Annotated in this window: 16 protein-coding genes; 14 read left to right on the forward strand and 2 right to left on the reverse strand. The window is 72.6% G+C overall.

All coding sequences use genetic code 11. The annotated features are described in order from the left end of the window. The first annotated feature begins 143 nt into the window (after positions 1-143). From ligA to MKD51_RS07560, 6 genes are read left to right on the forward strand one after another with little or no spacing between them, the layout of a single operon-like run. Positions 144-2,498 carry an NAD-dependent DNA ligase LigA gene (gene ligA / locus MKD51_RS07535; RefSeq protein ID WP_240239714.1) on the forward strand — a complete coding sequence of 785 codons (2,355 nt, stop codon included), beginning with the start codon at positions 144-146 and terminating at the stop codon, positions 2,496-2,498. After that, positions 2,498-3,004 (forward strand): DinB family protein, encoded by a 507-nt coding sequence (locus MKD51_RS07540; RefSeq protein WP_240239715.1) that lies wholly within the window; start codon positions 2,498-2,500, stop codon positions 3,002-3,004. The genes ligA and MKD51_RS07540 overlap by 1 nt, the downstream gene beginning before the upstream one ends. Beyond that, positions 3,001-4,140, forward strand: coding sequence for an AAA family ATPase (locus MKD51_RS07545; RefSeq protein ID WP_240239716.1), 1,140 nt, complete (start codon positions 3,001-3,003; stop codon positions 4,138-4,140). The genes MKD51_RS07540 and MKD51_RS07545 overlap by 4 nt, the downstream gene beginning before the upstream one ends. Before the next feature lie 35 nt (positions 4,141-4,175). Then, complete coding sequence (locus MKD51_RS07550) at positions 4,176-5,117, forward strand: phosphotransferase (RefSeq protein ID WP_240239717.1); 942 nt, start codon at positions 4,176-4,178, stop codon at positions 5,115-5,117. Positions 5,118-5,164: 47 nt separating this feature from the next. Further along, on the forward strand, positions 5,165-5,908 hold the full coding sequence (locus MKD51_RS07555) for a peptidase E (RefSeq protein ID WP_240239718.1): 744 nt from the start codon (positions 5,165-5,167) through the stop codon (positions 5,906-5,908). Positions 5,909-5,915: 7 nt separating this feature from the next. Beyond that, the gene (locus MKD51_RS07560; RefSeq protein WP_240239719.1) at positions 5,916-6,587 is read left to right on the forward strand and encodes an alpha/beta hydrolase; all 672 of its coding nucleotides are present in this window, start codon (positions 5,916-5,918) and stop codon (positions 6,585-6,587) included. A gap of 15 nt (positions 6,588-6,602) precedes the next feature. On the opposite strand, the gene MKD51_RS07565 is transcribed toward MKD51_RS07560, so the two are convergent. Continuing rightward, the gene (locus MKD51_RS07565; protein ID WP_240239720.1) at positions 6,603-7,652 is read right to left on the reverse strand and encodes an Rv2578c family radical SAM protein; all 1,050 of its coding nucleotides are present in this window, start codon (positions 7,650-7,652) and stop codon (positions 6,603-6,605) included. Between the two features lie 103 nt (positions 7,653-7,755). On the opposite strand from MKD51_RS07565, the gene MKD51_RS07570 reads away from it, so the two are divergent. From MKD51_RS07570 to MKD51_RS07600, 7 genes are all read left to right on the forward strand, one after another. Then, positions 7,756-9,234, forward strand: coding sequence for an SLC13 family permease (locus tag MKD51_RS07570; RefSeq protein ID WP_240239721.1), 1,479 nt, complete (start codon positions 7,756-7,758; stop codon positions 9,232-9,234). A 2-nt stretch (positions 9,235-9,236) separates the two neighbouring features. Next, a complete protein-coding gene (locus MKD51_RS07575; protein ID WP_240239722.1) occupies positions 9,237-10,448 on the forward strand; it encodes a glycerate kinase in 1,212 nt (403 codons plus the stop codon). Positions 10,449-10,478: 30 nt separating this feature from the next. Continuing rightward, positions 10,479-11,453 carry a YdcF family protein gene (locus MKD51_RS07580; protein ID WP_240239723.1) on the forward strand — a complete coding sequence of 325 codons (975 nt, stop codon included), beginning with the start codon at positions 10,479-10,481 and terminating at the stop codon, positions 11,451-11,453. A 37-nt stretch (positions 11,454-11,490) separates the two neighbouring features. Beyond that, complete coding sequence (gene gatC / locus MKD51_RS07585) at positions 11,491-11,790, forward strand: Asp-tRNA(Asn)/Glu-tRNA(Gln) amidotransferase subunit GatC (RefSeq protein ID WP_240239724.1); 300 nt, start codon at positions 11,491-11,493, stop codon at positions 11,788-11,790. Then, a complete protein-coding gene (gatA, locus tag MKD51_RS07590; protein ID WP_240239725.1) occupies positions 11,790-13,340 on the forward strand; it encodes an Asp-tRNA(Asn)/Glu-tRNA(Gln) amidotransferase subunit GatA in 1,551 nt (516 codons plus the stop codon). Before gatC ends, gatA begins: the two co-directional genes overlap by 1 nt. Then, a complete protein-coding gene (gatB, locus tag MKD51_RS07595) occupies positions 13,337-14,848 on the forward strand; it encodes an Asp-tRNA(Asn)/Glu-tRNA(Gln) amidotransferase subunit GatB (RefSeq protein WP_240239726.1) in 1,512 nt (503 codons plus the stop codon). The genes gatA and gatB overlap by 4 nt, the downstream gene beginning before the upstream one ends. A gap of 124 nt (positions 14,849-14,972) precedes the next feature. Next, positions 14,973-15,245 (forward strand): GlsB/YeaQ/YmgE family stress response membrane protein, encoded by a 273-nt coding sequence (locus MKD51_RS07600; RefSeq protein WP_240239727.1) that lies wholly within the window; start codon positions 14,973-14,975, stop codon positions 15,243-15,245. A 92-nt stretch (positions 15,246-15,337) separates the two neighbouring features. Here MKD51_RS07600 and MKD51_RS07605 read toward each other — a convergent pair whose 3' ends face one another. After that, complete coding sequence (locus MKD51_RS07605; RefSeq protein WP_240239728.1) at positions 15,338-16,261, reverse strand: TIGR03560 family F420-dependent LLM class oxidoreductase; 924 nt, start codon at positions 16,259-16,261, stop codon at positions 15,338-15,340. A 131-nt stretch (positions 16,262-16,392) separates the two neighbouring features. Here MKD51_RS07605 and MKD51_RS07610 point away from each other — a divergent pair, with 131 nt between their 5' ends. Continuing rightward, positions 16,393-17,247: a DUF3097 domain-containing protein gene (locus MKD51_RS07610; RefSeq protein ID WP_240239729.1), complete on the forward strand. Its 855-nt coding sequence runs from the start codon at positions 16,393-16,395 to the stop codon at positions 17,245-17,247. Positions 17,248-17,249: the final 2 nt, after the last annotated feature.

Below are 17,249 nucleotides of genomic sequence, written 5' to 3' on the forward strand. Positions count from 1 at the left end.
GCACGGGGTGTCGGTCAGGGTTCGGAACCCTGGTCCACTCGGATTGCCCGCGATGGGAGATTCCTCATGGACTTGCTAGGCGGTGCACAGGAACGGACTGGGGGACAAGCATGGCTGTCGGTGGCGCCGTGCACAATGGGTCCATGCTGGGAATCGAGGCACAGGCCTCCTTGAGCGATGCCAATGCCCGCGCGCAAGCGCTGCGAGAGCAGATCGAGGCGGCGAGTGCTGCCTACTACGACCGCGACGAGTCGCTGATCGACGACGCGACCTACGACGCGCTCGTGCACGAGCTCGATGCGCTCGAGCGCGAGCATCCAGAGCTGCAGAGCCAGGATTCGCCGACGCAGGCGGTGCAGGGGGCCGCATCCAGCGGCTTGCCGACGATCCAGCACGCCGAGCGCATGCTCAGCCTCGACAACGTCTTCTCGGTCGACGAGCTGCGCGAATGGTGCGCGAAGGCCCAGGCGGCGGCCGGACGCGAGGTCGCATGGCTCACCGAGCTGAAGATCGACGGCCTCGCGGTGTCGCTGCGCTACGAGCGAGGCGTGCTGACCTCCGCGGCCACGCGCGGCGACGGGCGGGTCGGCGAGATCGTCACGACGAACGCGCTGCGGGTCGCGGGCATCCCCGAGCGGCTCTCGGGCGAGGGCCACCCCGAGATCGTCGAGGTGCGCGGCGAGGCGTTCATCCCGGTCGCTGCGTTCGAACGGCTCAACCAGCTGCAGGAAGCGCTGCGCGAGCGGGCCTATCAGGATGCGCTGCCGCGGCTCGGCGAGGAGCGTGCCAGGAAGAGCTCCGCCGCGCGCTTCCCCACCTTCGCGAACCCCCGCAACGCCGCATCCGGTGGCCTGCGCCAGCAGCTCGAGAAGAAGCGCGGCCTCGAGCTCGAGGGCGGCGAGGCGCGCATCGCGTCGCTCGCGGTCTACGTGCACGGCATCGGCGCGTGGGACGACCCGCCGGTCGCAGCCCAGAGCGAGGTCTACGAGCTGCTCGCCTCATGGGGGCTGCCCACGAGCCCGCACACGAGGGTCGAGCACGCAGTGGATGGCGTGGTCGCCTTCGTCGAGCAGTACGGCGCGGGTCGCGGCGAGGTCGAGCACCAGCTCGACGGCGTGGTCGTCAAGGTCGACGAGCTCGCGCTGCACGCCGAGCTGGGCGTCACGAGTCGCGCCCCCCGGTGGGCGATCGCCTACAAGTACCCGCCGGAGGAGGTGCACACGAAGCTCCTCGACATCGCCGTCGGCGTCGGTCGCACCGGCCGTGCGACGCCCTACGCGGTCATGGAGCCCGTGCACGTCGCGGGCTCGGTCGTGCGGCAGGCGACGCTGCACAACCAGGATGTGGTGCGCGCGAAGGGCGTGCTGATCGGCGACACGGTGGTGCTGCGGAAGGCCGGCGACGTCATCCCAGAGGTGCTGGGCGCCGTGGTCGAGCTGCGCGACGGCTCGGAGCGCGAGTTCGAGATGCCGGCCGCATGCCCCGAGTGCGGCACGCCGCTGCGCCCCATGAAGGAGGGCGACATCGACCTGCGCTGCCCGAACGCCGAGTCGTGCCCCGCGCAGGTGCGCGGCCGCGTCGAGCACATCGGCTCGCGCGGCGGCCTCGACGTCGAGGCGCTCGGCGAGGTCACCGCAGCCGCGCTCACGCAGCCGACCGTGCCGGTGGCGCCGCCGCTCGTGACGGAGGCGAGGCTGTTCCAGCTGACGCTCGACGAGCTCGTGCCGATCGAGGTGGTCGTGCGCGATGCCGAGACGGGCGAGCCGAAGGTCGACGAGGATGGGCGGCCGGTCGTGCGCGCGCCGTTCCAGAAGGTCGAGCTGACCTACCCGCCCGGTGCCGAGCAGCTGACGGCCGCCGAGCGGCGCAAGGCGGGGATCCGCAAGGACCACCGGGTGCTGCACCCCTCAGCCCAGGCGACGACGCTCATCGAGGAGCTCGAGGCCGCCAAGACCAAGGAGCTCTGGCGCCAGCTCGTCTCGCTCAACATCCGCCACGTCGGCCCCGTGGCGGCGCGAGCGCTCGCCGACTGGTTCGGCTCGCTCGCTGCGATCGAAGCCGCGACGGCGGAGGAGCTCGCGCAGGTCGAAGGTGTCGGCCCGATCATCGCCGATGCCGTCGTCGAGTGGCTCGCGGTCGACTGGCACCGCGAGATCGTGCAGACGTGGCGGGATGCCGGCGTGCGGTTCGCGACGCCCGATCACCCGGGTCCCGGCGCGGCGGCAGAGCGCGGCGGCGTGCTCGCCGGGCTCACGGTCGTCGCGACCGGCAGCCTCGACGGCTACACGCGCGACGGCGCGCAGGAGGCGATCATCGCCGCCGGCGGCAAGGCGGCATCGAGCGTGTCGAAGAAGACCGACTTCGTCGCGGCCGGCCCCGGCGCGGGCTCGAAGCTGACGAAGGCAGAGGATCTGGGCATCCGCATCCTCGACGCCGAGGGCTTCCGCATCCTCGTCACCGAGGGCCCAGACGCCCTCCCGGCCGTCGAGGAGGCGTGATGGACGCCGTCGCACTGCTGACCGAGTCGTTCTCGCGCCTGCCAGCGCTCGCGCGCGTCGCGGTGGAGGGCCTCACGCCGCAGCAGCTCACCACCGCGCCCGCGGACGGCACGAACCCCATCGGCTGGCTCGTCTGGCACCTCGCTCGCGGGCAGGACGCCCAGATCGCCGATGTCGCAGGCACCCCGCAGGTCTACCTGAGCGGCGGATGGGCGGCGCGCTTCGGGCGCGAGCCCGACGCATCCGACACGGGGTACGGGCACGATGCTGCAGCGGTGCGCTCGGTGCAGCCGGAGTCAGCGCAGTCGCTGCTCGACTACCTGGACGCGGTGCACGCTGCGACGCTGCGCTACCTCGGCACGCTCACCGGCGACGACCTCGACCGGGTCGTCGACGAGGCGTGGGATCCGCCCGTCACGCTCGGCGTGCGGCTCGTGAGCATCGTCGACGACGACGTGCAGCACGCGGGCCAGGCGGCCTACGCGCGCGGGATGCTCGGCGCGTGATCACGCGGCTGGCGATCGCGGGCTATCGCTCGATCCGCTCGCTGGTGGTCGACCTGGCGCCGCTGACGGTCGTCACGGGCGCGAACGGCTCGGGCAAGTCGAGCCTCTACCGGGCGCTGCGGCTGCTCGCCGACTGCGGCGAGGGCCGCGTGATCAGCTCGCTCGCCGGGGTCGGCGGGCTCGACGCGGTGCGCTGGGCCGGGCCGGAGCGGGGCACGATGCGCGGCCAGCGCACGGAGGGCACCCTGCGCAGCGGGCCGGTGTCGCTGCGCCTCGGCGTCGCGACCGACCACCTCGGCTACGCGATCGACCTGGGTCTGCCGGTCGCTCAGCGCAGCGCATTCGATCTCGACCCGCAGATCAAGCAGGAGCACGTCTTCGCGGGCGCTGATCCGCGCCCGGCGGGTGTGCTGGTCGAGCGCAAGCACGGGTCCGCGCGCGCGATGGCCGATGGCGGCTGGGCCGAGCTCGCCCGCAGCCTGCACCCGTGGGCGTCGGTGCTCGATGAGTTCGCCGGCCACGCGGAGGCCTCCGAGCTGGCCGGCGCACGCCGGATGCTGCGCAGCTGGCGGTTCCACGACGCGCTGCGCACCGATGCGACGGCACCGGCGCGCCAGCCGCAGGTCGCGACCCGCTCGGCTCGTCTCGACGACGATGGCGCGAACCTCGCTGCGGTGCTGCAGACTGCGATCGAGATGGGCGGGGAGCGAGCGCTGTCGGCCGCGATCGACGACGCGTTCCCCGGCTCGAGCCTGTTGCTGCCCATGAGCGACGGCCGCATGCAGGTCGCCCTCGAGCAGCCCGGGCTGCTGCGGCCGCTGACGGCGCCCGAGCTCTCCGACGGCACGCTGCAGTACCTGTTGCTCACCGCCGCGATGCTCTCGGCCGAGAAGCCAGAGCTCATCGTGCTGAACGAGCCAGAGCGCAGCCTGCACGTCGAGCTCGTGCCGGCGCTCGCCGCCCGCATCCGCGAGGCCGCCGAGGCGACGCAGGTCGTCGTCGTCACGCACCAGGCGGCGTTGGCGGATGCGCTGGGCGGCACACGCGTCGAGCTGGAGAAGGTCAGCGGCGAGACCACCGTGGCCGGTCGCGAGGGGCTGCTCGACCAGCCCGTCTGGCACTGGCCGAAGCGCTGATCGGCCGCACAGTCGCGGCCGATAGCGTGCGGGGCATGGCTGATCGACAGGACGTCCAGACCGCTTTCGGAGACCTGCTCACGATCGATGGCGGTGCATCCCTCTCTTCCTGGAGCCAGGTCTGGAGCGCGCGCGTGCACGGCGGTGCCGAGGACGTGCCGGCGGTGGTGAAGCAGACGTGGAGCAGCCCGGAGCCCCTCGAGGCCTGGCAGCGCACCCTCGTCGCCCGTGGCATCCGCACCGTCGCGCCCCTGCTTCCGGTCGCCACGGTCGGTGACGGCAGCGCCGACGCGGAGCACTGGGTCGCCTACCCGCGGCTCGCGGGGAGCACGTGGGATGGCGGCGCCGCCGACCTCGCCGCAGCCGGGCGGCTGCTCGGCGAGATGCACGCGGCCTCCGCCGAGCTGGTGATCGATGGCTTCCCCGGCTTCGAGTGGGGCAACCCCGAGCGCGACTCGATCGACGAGGACATCGAGGCGATCCGCGCGTCTGCAGCCGAGCACTGGCCGAGCGCCGACGTCGAGCGCTGGGTCGCGCAGCTCGATGGCTTCCCGCAGCTGCTCGAGCGGGTGCGCGCCGCCGACGTGCCGCAGCTGCCCGCATCCCTCGACCACCGCGCCGACAACCTGCTGTTCGACGCGGAGGGCGCCCTCATGCTCGATCTCGAGAACGCGGCGCTCGCCCCGCGCATCCTCGACCTCGCCGTCGCGGCGCTGCTGTTTCCGCTCGAGCACGCGGGTTCCGGTGGCAATGCGCTCGGCAGCGACGAGTGGGTGGCCTTCCGCGACGCCTACCTCGCTGCGAGCCCGCTGACGCGGCAGGAGCGCGAGCTGTGGCCGGCAGCGCTCACCTACATGAAGCTCGAGTGGGGCACCTGGCACCTGACCGAGGGCGTCGAGCCGGAGCCCACGGGCAACCTCGGCTACCTCGAGGATCTCCTCACGCTCGACGAGCACGCGCGCTACCCGCTCGCCTGACGGGCGCAGGTTCGCGCAGGCGGCGCCGCGCTCCTACAGTGGAGCGCATGCCTGCAGATCACCCGACGATCGTCGCCACGAGCGGCGGCATGATGCGCGGACGCCGCGTCATGCGAGAGTTCAGCCCCATCGCCCGCCACGCGGTCGACCTCTCCGGCGCGGCCGGCACCCCCACGGTGCTGTACGTCGGCACGGCGCTGGGCGATTGGCCCGACGTGGCGGCCTCGGTGAGCGCCGCAGGCCGCGTGGCGGGCTTCGACCTGCGGCACCTGTCGCTCTATCCGATGCCCAACGTCGACGACCTGCGCGAGCTCGTGCTCGACGCCGATGCCGTCTGGGTCGGCGGCGGCTCGGTCGCCAACCTGCTGGCGCTCTGGAGACTGCACGGACTGGATGCGGTGTTCCGCGAGGCGTGGGAGGCCGGCGTCGTGCTCGCGGGCGTCTCTGCAGGCTCGATCTGCTGGTTCCGCGGCGGCACGACCGACTCGTTCGGCCCGGGCCTCGACCCCATCACGAACGGCCTCGAGCTGCTGCCCTACGACAACGGCGTGCACTACGACAACGAGGTGCGGCGCCGCCCGCTCGTGCACGAGCTGGTCGCGAACGGCACGCTGGGCGAGACGCACTGCACCGACGACGGCGTCGGCCTCGTCTACCGCGGCACCGAGCTGGTCGAGGCCATCAGCGACATCCCCGACAAGGGCGCCTACGTCGTGACTCGCGATGGCGATCAGGCGATCGAGCGCCGCATCGAGCCGCGCTTCCTGGCACCGACCGACCACGGCCGCTGATCCGCCCATGCGCCTCGTCTTCGCGCACGGCACCGGAGCGGTCGGGGCCGATGCCTTTCCGCAGCAGGCCGCAGGGTTCCCGGACGCCGAGTTCCCCGTGCTGCCGGGCTATGGCGACGATGAGCCGGCGGTCGGCGACGTCGCAGTGGCCGCCCAGTCGCTCGCCCTGCAATCGGCTGACGCCCACGGGATCGTCGGCTACAGCTACGGCGGCGTGGTCGCGGCGATGGCCGCCTGCATGGAGCTGCCGGCGGCGCTCGTGCTCATCGAGCCCGCGCTCTTCCAGCTCGCGCGCGACCGGCCGGCGACCGCGGCCCTGATCGAGCGGCTCGAGCCGATCTACCTCGACCCGACGCTCACCGACGACGCCTTCGGCCGCAGCTTCCTGCGCGAGCTGCGCGGCGAGGACCCTGGCGAGCTGGCGACGGCGGATGCGCTGCGGTGGTCGCGCCGCACGCGCCTGCACGGTGCCCCCTGGCGGCACCCCATCGACCCCGAGTGCCTCGCCGAGACGCCGACGCTGGTGCTCACCGGCGGCTGGAACGCCGAGTACGAGGAGGTCGCGGCTGCCCTGGCAGCGCTCGGCGCCCAGCACGAGGTGCTGGCGGGCCACGGGCACCGTGTGATCGATCATCCCGACGCGAGCGCCCGCATCCGCTCGTTCGTCGAGACGGCCTGAGCGTGCGACGAAGGCTCAGAAGAGCGGCGCCGCGACGGTGAGGGGCTCGCTCGTCGATGGCAGCTGCTGCGCCCGCGGCGGGGGAGCGGCGAGACCCGTGCCGTCGGTCAGTCGCACGGGCGCCAGCCGATGCTGCTGCTGCAGGGGTCGGATGCGCGCCCGCAGCCACTCGCGGTACTCCCGCTTGGCGTAGGCGTCGCGGCCGTAGACCCGCCCGTACAGCGGCAGCAGGTGCGGATGCGCCTCCCGCAGCCACGAGAGGTACCACTCGCGGGCGCCGGGCCGCAGGTGCAGCGAGCTGGCGATCGCACTCGTGGCACCGGCCTCGGCGATCGCGGCGAAGGCGCGCTCGAGGTGCTCGCGGGTGTCGGTGAGGCCCGGCAGCACCGGCATCGCGAACACGGCGCAGTCGAGGCCCGCGTCGCGCACGGCGCTCACCGTCGCGAGGCGCGAGCGGGTCGTCGGGGTGCCGGGCTCGACCTCCTGCTGCAGCGCGTCGTCGAAGATCGCGATCGACATGGCGACCGCCACGGGCACGTCGCGGGCGATCTCGGCCAGCAGCGGCAGGTCGCGCCGCAGCAGCGTGCCCTTCGTGAGGATGGAGATGGATGCGCCGTGCCGCGCGAGCGCCCGCAGCACGCCCGGCATGAGGCGGTAGCGCCCCTCGGCGCGCTGGTAGGGGTCGGTGTTCGTGCCCAGCTGCACAGCGGCGACCTCGCGACGCGGGCCGGCCAGCTCGCGCTCGAGCACCTCGACGAGGTTGGCCTTCACGACGATGCGCGAGTCGAAGTCGGCGCCCGCGTCGAGGTCGAGGTAGGTGTGCGTGTTGCGCGCGAAGCAGTAGCGACAGGCGTGCTGGCAGCCGCGGTAGGGGTTGATCGTCCAGGTGCCTCCCATGAAGCCGCCGCCGGGCACGCGATTGAGGGCGCTCTTCGCGGTGACCTCGAGGAACGAGGCGCCGTCGAAGCCCGGCGTCGGCCACTGCTCGAGCACGCTCGAACGCTCCTCGAGCCCCGGCAGCGCGTCGGCGTCGACGTGCGTCGCGGTCTGCCCTTCCCATCGCATGCCCACCATTCGAACATACGTTCGATGGTTTCGCAACTGCGGATGGGAGCCTGCTCATCTGCGCATCATCTGGGGCTCGCCTCCGACGAGCATCGTTGCGTGCATGTCGTCCACCGCAGCCGCCGACCCGCCTCGCGCCGCCAGCATCGCCGCCAGCCTCCCGCTCTGGGCGGCGAGGTCGCTGCGCATCCTCGCGGTCGCGGCTGCGGGTGCGGCCGCAGGCAGTCTGACGGCAGGGTGGTCGACTGACGCGCGGATGGTCGCCGCCGTGTTCACGACCGCAGTCGCGGCCTGGACGCTGACGCGGCTCGACGACACCCTCGTCGCCCTGTGCGCCATCCTCTGTCTCGTGGTGGTCGGCGCGACGCCCGTGGACACGCTCCTCACCTCGCTCGGCGACCCGACCATCTGGCTGCTCATCGGAGCCTGCATGCTCGCTGCGGGCGTCTCTGCGAGCGGGCTCACCGAACGGCTCGCCGTGCTGCTGATCGCGCGTGCGCGCAGCGTGCGCGGGCTGGCCCACCTGGTCGCCGTCGCGCTGCTGCTCACAGCGTTCGCGGTGCCGGCGACGAGTGGCCGCGCCGCGCTCGCCCTGCCCGTGCACCGGGCGCTCGCCGAACGCATGCCCGCCTCGCTGCAGCGGGCGCTCTCGCTGCTGTTCCCGACCGTCATCCTGCTGTCGGCCGTCGCGTCGCTGCTGGGCGCGGGCGCACACCTGATCGCGGCGCAGCTGATCGCCGCGAGCACCGGAGTCGAGATCGGGTTCCTGCTCTGGGCGGCGCTCGGGCTCCCGGTCGCGATCGTGACGAGCCACCTCGCCGTCGAGGCGATCCTGCTCGGTCACCTCGACCGCGAGGACCGCGGCTTCGACGTCACGCCGATCGCGCGCGAGCTCCGTGCACAGCACGGGCGTCGGCACGGCACGCGGATGCGCTGGGCCGAGCTCCGCGCGCTCATCACGCTGGCGATCGTGGTCGGCCTCTGGCTGTCGGAGCCGTCGCACGGCGTCGACGCCGCTGTGGTCGCGCTGCTGGGCGGCGTCGCCGTCATGCTGCCGGGCTGGGGCTCGGTCGCGCCGAAGGAGGCGATGGCGGCCGTGCCGTGGTCGCTGCTGCTGTTCCTGGCGGCGACGCTGGCGATGGGCGCCGCCATCATCGACTCGGGGGCCGCGGATGCGCTGGCGAGCACCGCCATCGGGGCGCTCCGCGGTGCATCGCCGGGTCTGGTGCTGATCGCGATCGTCGCTGCCAGCGCGATCGCGCACCTGCTGGTGCAGTCCCGTTCCGCCAGGGCGACGGTGCTCCTGCCGCCCGTGATGGCGCTCGCAGCAGCGGCGGGCCTGAGCCCGGTGATCGCGGCGCTCGCCTCCACCGCTGCGGCCGGCTTCTGCCTCACCCTGACCGCATCGGCGAAGCCCGTCGCGATGTTCGCGCAGCTCGACGATCTCACCACCTTCGACCGCAGCGACCTGCTGCGCCTCTCGGGCACGCTCGCGCTGCCCGTCATCGCCGTCGTCGTCCTCGCCGCCGCGTTCCTGTGGCCGGCGCTGGGCATCCCCCTCACCCACACCAACGGAGGTTGACCATGTCTGTCCAGCACCCCATCTCGTTCCTCGTGGCGCCCAGCGGCTTCAAGGAGTCGCTCGCAGCTGAGGAGGTCGCAGCGGCGATCGCGATCGGCATCCGACGCGTGGTGCCCGGCGCTCGCATCCGGCTGCTGCCGCTCGTCGACGGCGGCGAGGGCACGGCCGCGGCGATGGCGGCATCGACGGGCGGCCGGATCGAGCGTCGCTCCGTCACCGGACCCGTCGGTGAGCAGGTGGACAGCCATTTCGCGATCCTCGGCGACGGCACCACGGCGGTCGTCGAGATGGCAGCCGCCGCGGGGCTGAGCCTCGTGCCGCGCGATCGACGCGACCCGACACGGACGACCACCCGCGGCGTCGGTGAGCTCATGGTCGCCGCGCTCGACGCAGGCTGCACCCGCATCGTCGTCGGCTGCGGCGACTCCGGCACCTCCGACGGTGGCGCGGGGGCGCTGCAGGCGCTCGGCGCACGACTGCTCGACGCGCACGGCTCCGAGATCGGCGCGGGAGCGAGGGCCCTGGCGAAGCTTGACCGCATCGACATGGACGGGCTCGACCCACGGTTGGCAGACGTGGCGATCGAGGTCGCGTGCAACCCCACGAACGTGCTCACCGGGCCGCGCGGCGTCGCCCGTGTGTTCGGCCCGCAGAAGGGTGCCGACCCTGCCCAGGTCGACCGGCTCGCGAAGGCGCTCAAGCGCTGGGTCCGCACGCTCGAGCGCGATGCCGCATACCCTGCCGGCACCGACCTTCGCCGCGGTCTCGGCACCGGCGCGTCCGGGGGCCTGGGCGCGGGACTGGCCGCGATCGGAGCCACGCTGCTGCCCAGGTTCGAGGTGCTGCTCGAGTCGATCGATCTCGATGGCGCGATCGCCGAGGCCGATCTCGTCATCACCGCAGAGGGCTCGATCGACCGGCAGACGCCGAACGGCAAGGTGCCTGCAGAGGTCGCATCGCGTGCGCAGCGCCTGCACGTCCCGGTGCTCGCGCTCGCCGGCACGATCGGCAGCGACGCCGGCCGCAACTACGACATCGGGATCGATGCCATCCAGTGCGTGCTGCCGTCGCCGGTCGAGCTGCAGGAGGCGTTCGATCGCGGTGCGGAGTTCGTCGCCGATGGCGCAGAGCGCGTGGTGCGCACCCTGCTGCTCGGCGCGGCGCTCGCGCGGACCGCGGATGCGCCGGTCGCCGAAGCGCTCGCGGTGGCATAGCGCGCGCGCTCGGCGACTAGTCTGCTGGAGATGAGCTCGAGCCGACGGATGCGCCTGCTGCGCCCGGCGCTCTGGGCCACGATGATCGTGCTCGCCTTCACGCTGCTGCTGACGCGCGCGCTGCGCCGCCCGGTCGCGCTCTGGCTCGACGTGCCGGCCGGGGAGGGTGGCTGGGCGCTGCTGGTCGCCGCAGCCCTCGTCGCCACGCTCGGCCTCGGCGGCGCATCGCTCTGGCACGGCCTCGTGCTCACCAGGCTCGTGCGCGTGCGCCGCATCGACGTGCTCATCGCGCTGCTCGGGGTCGGGATGCTGCTGCTCGCGATCGCGGTCGTCGTCGCCGCCGCGATCGACGCGGCCCTGGCGCGCGCGATCCTGGTGCTCGCGCTGCCGCTGTGGGCCGCGGGTCTCGCCGCCGCCGCGCTCGCGATGGCCAGCTTCATCCACCTGCGCGGCGCGCGGACGCCCACGGCTGCCGGCACCGTGCTGATCCTGGGTGCTGGGCTGCGGGGCCGGGAGGTCGGCCCCCTGCTGCGGCGCCGCGTCGAACGGGGTGCAGAGGTCTGGCGCGCATCCCTCGCCACGAGGCCGGATGCGCGGATCGTGGTCTCCGGCGGGCAGGGGCCCGACGAGGTGCGCACCGAGGCCTCCGCGATGGCCGACCACCTCATCCGTCACCTCGGCGTGCCCGCGGAGGCGATCGATCAGGAGGAGGCATCGACGACGACGCGCGAGAACCTCGAGCTCTCCCGCATGCTCGTCACCGGCCCGCGGCGCGCGCCGCTCGCGGTCGTCACGAGCGAGTACCACGCCTTCCGCACGGCGTGGCTGCTCGCGGGCGTCGGCATCGAGGGCACGGTCGTCGGCGCCTGGACCCGGCCGTCGTACCGCCCGGGCGCCGTCGTGCGGGAGGCGCTCGCCGTCGCCGCAGATCACCGCTGGTGGTGCATCGGCGGCACCGCGGCGCTGTGGGCGCTCGCGGCCTGGGTGCTCCTCCAGCAAGCCTAGAATTGAGGGAACCCCCCGGCTTCACACGAGGAGACTCATGTCTGAGATCACTCGCGAGGAGGTCCAGCATCTGGCTGGGCTCGCTCGCATCGCGCTCACCGACGACGAGGTGACGAGCCTCACGACCGAGCTGTCGCAGATCGTCGACGCCATCGCCACGGTCCGCGAGGTCGCGGGCGACGATGTGCCGGCCACGAGCCACCCGGTGCCGATGACGAACGTGCTGCGAGCCGACGTCGTGGGCGACACGCTCACGCACGCGCAGGCCTTCGCCGGCGCGCCCGGCCACGACGGCGAGCGCTTCCGCGTCTCCGCGATCCTGGGGGAGGAGCAGTGATGGGCGACCTCACCCGCCTCGCAGGCCACGAGCTCGCCGGCCTGCTCGCAGCAGGCGAGGTCTCGAGCGTCGAGGCCACGCAAGCCCACCTCGATCGCATCGCCGCGGTCGACGGCGAGATCCACGCCTTCCTGCACGTCAACGACGGTGCGCTCGAGCAGGCAGCCGCCATCGATGCGCGGCGCGCAGCCGGCGAGCAGCTGCACGAGCTCGCTGGCGCCCCGGTCGCGATCAAGGATGTGCTCTGCACGATCGGCATGCCATCGACCTCGGGCTCGAAGATCCTCGAGGGCTGGGTGCCGCCGTACGACGCGACCGTGGTCGCGCGGCTCAAGGACGCAGGCCTCGTCGCGCTCGGCAAGACCAACATGGATGAGTTCGCGATGGGCTCGAGCACCGAGCACTCCGCCTACGGCCCCACGCGCAACCCCTGGGACACCGACCGCATCCCCGGTGGCTCCGGCGGCGGCTCGGCGGCGGCGGTCGCGGCCTTCGAGGCGCCCTTCGCGCTCGGCAGCGACACCGGCGGCTCCATCCGCCAGCCCGCCGCCGTGACCGGCACCGTCGGCGTCAAGCCCACCTACGGCGGCGTGAGCCGCTACGGCGCGATCGCGCTCGCCTCGAGCCTCGACCAGGTCGGCCCCGTCACCCGCACGGTGCTCGACTCGGCGCTCATCCACGACGTCATCGGCGGCCACGACCCGCACGACTCCACGAGCCTCGAGCGCGAGTGGCCGTCGTTCACCGCCGCCGCCCGCGAGGGCGCGGCCACCGGCAGCCTCGCGGGCGTCAAGGTCGGTATCGTCAAGGAGCTCGACAGCGAGGGCATCGCACCCGACGTGCAGGCGCGCTTCCAGGAGACCGTGCAGCTGCTGACGGATGCGGGAGCCGAGGTCGTCGAGGTCTCGTGCCCGTCGTTCGCCTACTCGGTCGCCGCCTACTACCTGATCCTGCCCGCAGAGGCCTCGTCGAACCTCGCACGCTTCGACTCGGTGCGCTTCGGCCTGCGCGTGGAGCAGCCCGGCCAGACCGTCGAAGACGTCATGGCCGCGAGCCGCGAGGCCGGCTTCGGCCCGGAGGTCAAGCGTCGCATCATCCTCGGCACCTACGCGCTCTCGGCGGGCTACTACGACGCCTACTACGGCTCCGCGCAGAAGGTGCGCACGCTCATCCAGCGCGACTTCGACGCGGCGTTCGAGCAGGTCGACCTGCTCATCAGCCCTGCGGCGCCCACCACGGCGTTCAAGCTCGGTGAGAAGATCGACGATCCGCTGGCGATGTACGCCAACGACATCACGACGATCCCCGCGAACCTCGCCGGCATCCCCGGCATGGGGCTGCCGATGGGGCTGGGCGACGACGGGCTGCCCGTCGGCCTGCAGCTGCTCGCCCCGATGTTCGAGGATGCGCGGCTCTACCGCGCGGGCGCGACCATCGAGGCGCTCCTCGCCGACCGCTGGGGCGGCATCCTGACCACGAAGGCACCGGCCCTTCGAGACGCCGGCTCCGCCGGCTCCTCAGGGACCACACTGAACGGAGGCGCAGCATGAAGGCCAAGCTGATGGACTTCGACAAGGCGCTCGAGCTGTTCGAGCCCGTGCTCGGGTTCGAGGTGCACGTCGAGCTCGGCACGAGGACCAAGATGTTCTCGGCGGCGCCGAACCCGGCGCATCCGGACTTCCACGACGTCGCGCCCAACACGCTCATCGACCCGCTGAGCCTCGGCCTGCCCGGCAGCCTGCCGGTGACGAACGAGCTGGCCGTGCGCTACTCGATCTCGCTGGGCCTCGCGCTCGGCTGCGAGATCGCCGAGTCGTGCCGCTTCGCCAGGAAGAACTACTTCTACCCCGATACGCCGAAGAACTACCAGATCTCGCAGTACGACGAGCCCATCGCCTTCGAGGGTCAGGTCGAGATCGAGCTCGCGAGCGGTCGGCAGATCACTGTGCCGATCGAGCGCGCGCACATGGAGGAGGACGCCGGCAAGCTCACCCACGTGGGCGGCTCGACCGGTCGCATCCAGGGCGCCGAGTACTCGCTCGTCGACTACAACCGGGCCGGCGTGCCGCTGGTCGAGATCGTCACGCACATGATCTTCGGCGCCGAGCACGACGCACCCGAGATCGCGAAGGCCTACGTCGGCGCGATCCGCGACATCGTGCTCTCGCTCGGCATCTCCGAGGCGCGGATGGAGCGCGGCAACCTGCGCTGCGACGCCAACGTCTCGCTGCGTCCGCGCGGGTCAGAGACGCTCGGCACCCGCACCGAGACGAAGAACGTCAACTCGATGCGCTCGGTCGAGCGCGCGGTGCGCTACGAGATCCAGCGGCAGGCGGCGATCCTCGCCGACGGCGGCACGATCACGCAGGAGACGCGCCACTGGCACGAGGACACCGGTGCGACGAGCCCCGGTCGCCCCAAGTCGGATGCCGACGACTACCGCTACTTCCCGGAGCCCGACCTGCTGCCGGTCGCGCCGAGCCGTGCCCTGGTCGAAGAGCTGCGCGCTGCGCTGCCGGAGCAGCCGCTCGCACGCCGCCGGCGCCTGAAGGCCGAGTGGGGCTTCACCGACCTGGAGTTCCAGGATGTCGTGAACGGCGACATGCTGCACCTGGTCGACGCGACGGTCGCCGCCGGAGCCGCGCCGCAGTCTGCGCGCAAGTGGTGGACGGGTGAGATCGCCCGCGTCGCCAACGATCGGGGCGTCGAGGCGGCGAGCCTCGTCGAGCCGGCGCACGTGGCAGCGCTGCAGCGCCTCATCGACGATGGAGCGCTCACCGACCGCCTGGCTCGCCAGGCGCTCGAGGGCGTCATGGCCGGCGAGGGCAGCCCGAGCGAGGTCGTCGCGGCACGCGGACTGCAGGTCGTCACCGACGAGTCGGCGCTGGTCGCAGCGGTCGATGAGGCGCTGGCAGCCCAGCCCGATGTGCTGCAGAAGATCCGCGACGGCAAGGTGCAGGCCGCGGGAGCCGTCATCGGCGCCGTGATGAAGGCCATGCGGGGTCAGGCGGATGCCGCGCGCGTTCGCGAGATCGTGCTGGAGCGCGCAGGAAGTTGAATCGGAAGGCCCGATCTACAGGGACTTTCACCGAATTCGGGGTACGCTCAGGCCAAGGAACCGCAGATCGCGGTGACCGGGCTGGCTCCCTTGCCTCGCTCTGACTCGGAAGGACCACACACACATGGGATTCTTCGTCTTCCTCATCTTCGGACTCATCGCTGGTGCGCTCGCAAAGCTCATCCTGCCCGGCAAGCAGGGCGGCGGCTGGCTCGTCACGCTGCTGCTCGGCGTCGTCGGCGCCATGCTCGGTGGCTGGATCGCCGGGCTGCTCGGCCAGGACGTCTACAACTCGTTCTGGTCGCCGCTCGGCTGGCTCTTCGCCATCGGCGGCGCGATCCTCGTGCTGCTCATCTGGGGCCTCATCACCAAGAACCGCGGCAAGACGAGCGCCTGACGCTCTCCTGACGCACGAAAGGGCCGCCCGCTGGGCGGCCCTTTCTGCGTGAGAGCGCAGGTCGAGGAGCGCGCGTGCGCAGCACGCACGCGTCACGAGGCCGCAGCCACCCCCGCGAACGCGGCGAGCTCGTCCAGGTGGTCGAGGTCGGTGAGGTCCAGCGTCTGCAGGTAGACCCGCTCCACACCGTCCGCGGCGAGCGTGCCCAAGCGGTCCTCGACCTCGGCGCGCGTGCCGGCGATGCCGTGCTCACGCAGCTCTGCGGGCTCGCGGCCGATCGCCGCGGCGCGGCGCGCGAAGCTCGCCTCGTCCTCGCCGACACACGCCACGAGCGCCACGGAGCGCGTCACCGGCCGCGTGCGCTCCGCTCGCTCGATCGCCTCGTCGAGCGCGGCGAACAGAGGTTGGATGCGGTCGAGGGCAGGGAACGAGAGGTTGTGCTCGTCGGCGAACTCGGCCGCGAGCCGCGGCGTGCGCTTGGCGCCCAGCCCGCCCACGATCACCGGGATCCGCTCCTGCACAGGCTTCGGCAGCGCGGGGGAGTCGTCGATCGCGTAGTGCTCGCCCGTGAACGAGAAGCGGGCGCCTGCGGGCGTCTGCCACAGCCCGGTCAGGATCGCCAGCTGCTCCTCGAGCAGGTCGAAGCGCTTCTCCGGGAACGGGATGCCGTAGGCGGCGTGCTCCTGCTCGAACCAGCCGGTGCCGAGGCCGAGTTCGATGCGGCCGCCCGACATCTGGTCGACGTTGGCGACCTGCACTGCCAGGATGCCCGGCAGCCGGTAGGTGACCGAGGAGACGAGCGTGCCCAACCGGATCCGCTCGGTGTCGCGCGCCAGACCTGCCAGCGCCGTCCACGCATCCGTCGGCCCGTACCCCGCATCGCCGTCGCCCATGCGCAGGTAGTGGTCGGAGCGGAAGAAGCCGTCGAAGCCGAGCTGCTCGGTGCGCAGCGCGACCGCGAGCAGCTCGTCGTAGGAGGCGCCCTGCTGGGGCTCGGTGAAGATGCGGAAGTCCATGTCTGACAGCCAAGCACAGTCGTTCGGCGGCACGCGCGCGTGCCTCGGTGGTGCCCGCGCGGGACGCGCATAGGCTCGGCCGGTGCCGAATGGGCGGGTGCGGGACCCGGCCGGCGTCGAACGGAGTGCGGATGGATTGGGACGCCTGGGGCGGAGACGTGCTCTCCGCGGACGCGAAGGCTGCGCGCACGCCTGCGCCGCCGACGCGCGTCGAGGCCGCCCGTGAGCTCGTCGTCGAGCGTCACGACGGCTACGTCGGCGCCGTCGTGCGCGTCGAGGCCGGCAACGTGCACCTCGAGGACCGTCGCGGCGCCGTGCGCGCGTTCCCCCTGGGCCGCGGCTTCTTCATCGACGGCGTCGAGGTCGAGCTCGTGCCCGCGGTCGCGAAGCAGGCGGGATCGACGCGCACCGCATCCGGCTCCCGTGCCGTCGGGGGGTTGCGGGCGCGCGTCGCGCTGCCGAGTCGCATCCTCGTCGAGGGCGTGCACGACGCCGAGCTCGTCGAGCAGGTGTGGGGCCACGACCTGCGTGTCGAGGGCGTCGTCGTGGAGCCGCTGCACGGCGCCGATGACCTGGCCGCGATCGTGGCAGAGTTCGCGCCCACCCGCGAGCGCCGCCTCGGCATCCTGCTCGACCACCTCGTGCCGGGCTCGAAGGAGTCGCGCATCGCCGCAGCCGTGACGAGCGGGCCGCACGGTGCCCACGTGCGCATCGTCGGCCATCCGTTCATCGACATCTGGCAGGCGGTGAAGCCGGCGCGGCTCGGCATCGCTGCGTGGCCGGCGGTGCCGAAGGGCGAGGACTGGAAGCGCGGCACCCTGCAGCGGCTCGGCATGCCGCACGGCAGCCAGGAGGATGTCGGGCGGGCGTGGCAGCGCATCCGCTCCCGGGTGCGCGACTGGAACGATCTCGAGCCAGAGCTGCTCGGCCGCGTCGAGGAGCTCATCGACTTCGTGACGGCGGCGTCCTCACCGCCGGCCGGGTAGCC

The organism is Agrococcus sp. ARC_14, from assembly GCF_022436485.1.
Taxonomy (GTDB): domain Bacteria; phylum Actinomycetota; class Actinomycetes; order Actinomycetales; family Microbacteriaceae; genus Agrococcus.

What these genes read in the sequence shown, in the direction of transcription:
- MKD51_RS07555 (WP_240239718.1), top strand. Translation starts at nt 5,165, where the DNA reads ATGCCTGCAGATCACCCGACGATCGTCGCCACGAGCGGCGGCATGATG.
- MKD51_RS07550 (WP_240239717.1), top strand. Translation starts at nt 4,176, where the DNA reads ATGGCTGATCGACAGGACGTCCAGACCGCTTTCGGAGACCTGCTCACG.
- MKD51_RS07560 (WP_240239719.1), top strand. Translation starts at nt 5,916, where the DNA reads ATGCGCCTCGTCTTCGCGCACGGCACCGGAGCGGTCGGGGCCGATGCC.
- MKD51_RS07565 (WP_240239720.1), bottom strand. Translation starts at nt 7,652, where the DNA reads ATGCGATGGGAAGGGCAGACCGCGACGCACGTCGACGCCGACGCGCTG.
- MKD51_RS07600 (WP_240239727.1), top strand. Translation starts at nt 14,973, where the DNA reads ATGGGATTCTTCGTCTTCCTCATCTTCGGACTCATCGCTGGTGCGCTC.
- MKD51_RS07575 (WP_240239722.1), top strand. Translation starts at nt 9,237, where the DNA reads ATGTCTGTCCAGCACCCCATCTCGTTCCTCGTGGCGCCCAGCGGCTTC.
- MKD51_RS07580 (WP_240239723.1), top strand. Translation starts at nt 10,479, where the DNA reads ATGAGCTCGAGCCGACGGATGCGCCTGCTGCGCCCGGCGCTCTGGGCC.
- MKD51_RS07540 (WP_240239715.1), top strand. Translation starts at nt 2,498, where the DNA reads ATGGACGCCGTCGCACTGCTGACCGAGTCGTTCTCGCGCCTGCCAGCG.
- MKD51_RS07605 (WP_240239728.1), bottom strand. Translation starts at nt 16,261, where the DNA reads ATGGACTTCCGCATCTTCACCGAGCCCCAGCAGGGCGCCTCCTACGAC.
- MKD51_RS07610 (WP_240239729.1), top strand. Translation starts at nt 16,393, where the DNA reads ATGGATTGGGACGCCTGGGGCGGAGACGTGCTCTCCGCGGACGCGAAG.
- gatB (WP_240239726.1), top strand. Translation starts at nt 13,337, where the DNA reads ATGAAGGCCAAGCTGATGGACTTCGACAAGGCGCTCGAGCTGTTCGAG.
- gatA (WP_240239725.1), top strand. Translation starts at nt 11,790, where the DNA reads ATGGGCGACCTCACCCGCCTCGCAGGCCACGAGCTCGCCGGCCTGCTC.
- MKD51_RS07570 (WP_240239721.1), top strand. Translation starts at nt 7,756, where the DNA reads ATGTCGTCCACCGCAGCCGCCGACCCGCCTCGCGCCGCCAGCATCGCC.
- ligA (WP_240239714.1), top strand. Translation starts at nt 144, where the DNA reads ATGCTGGGAATCGAGGCACAGGCCTCCTTGAGCGATGCCAATGCCCGC.
- gatC (WP_240239724.1), top strand. Translation starts at nt 11,491, where the DNA reads ATGTCTGAGATCACTCGCGAGGAGGTCCAGCATCTGGCTGGGCTCGCT.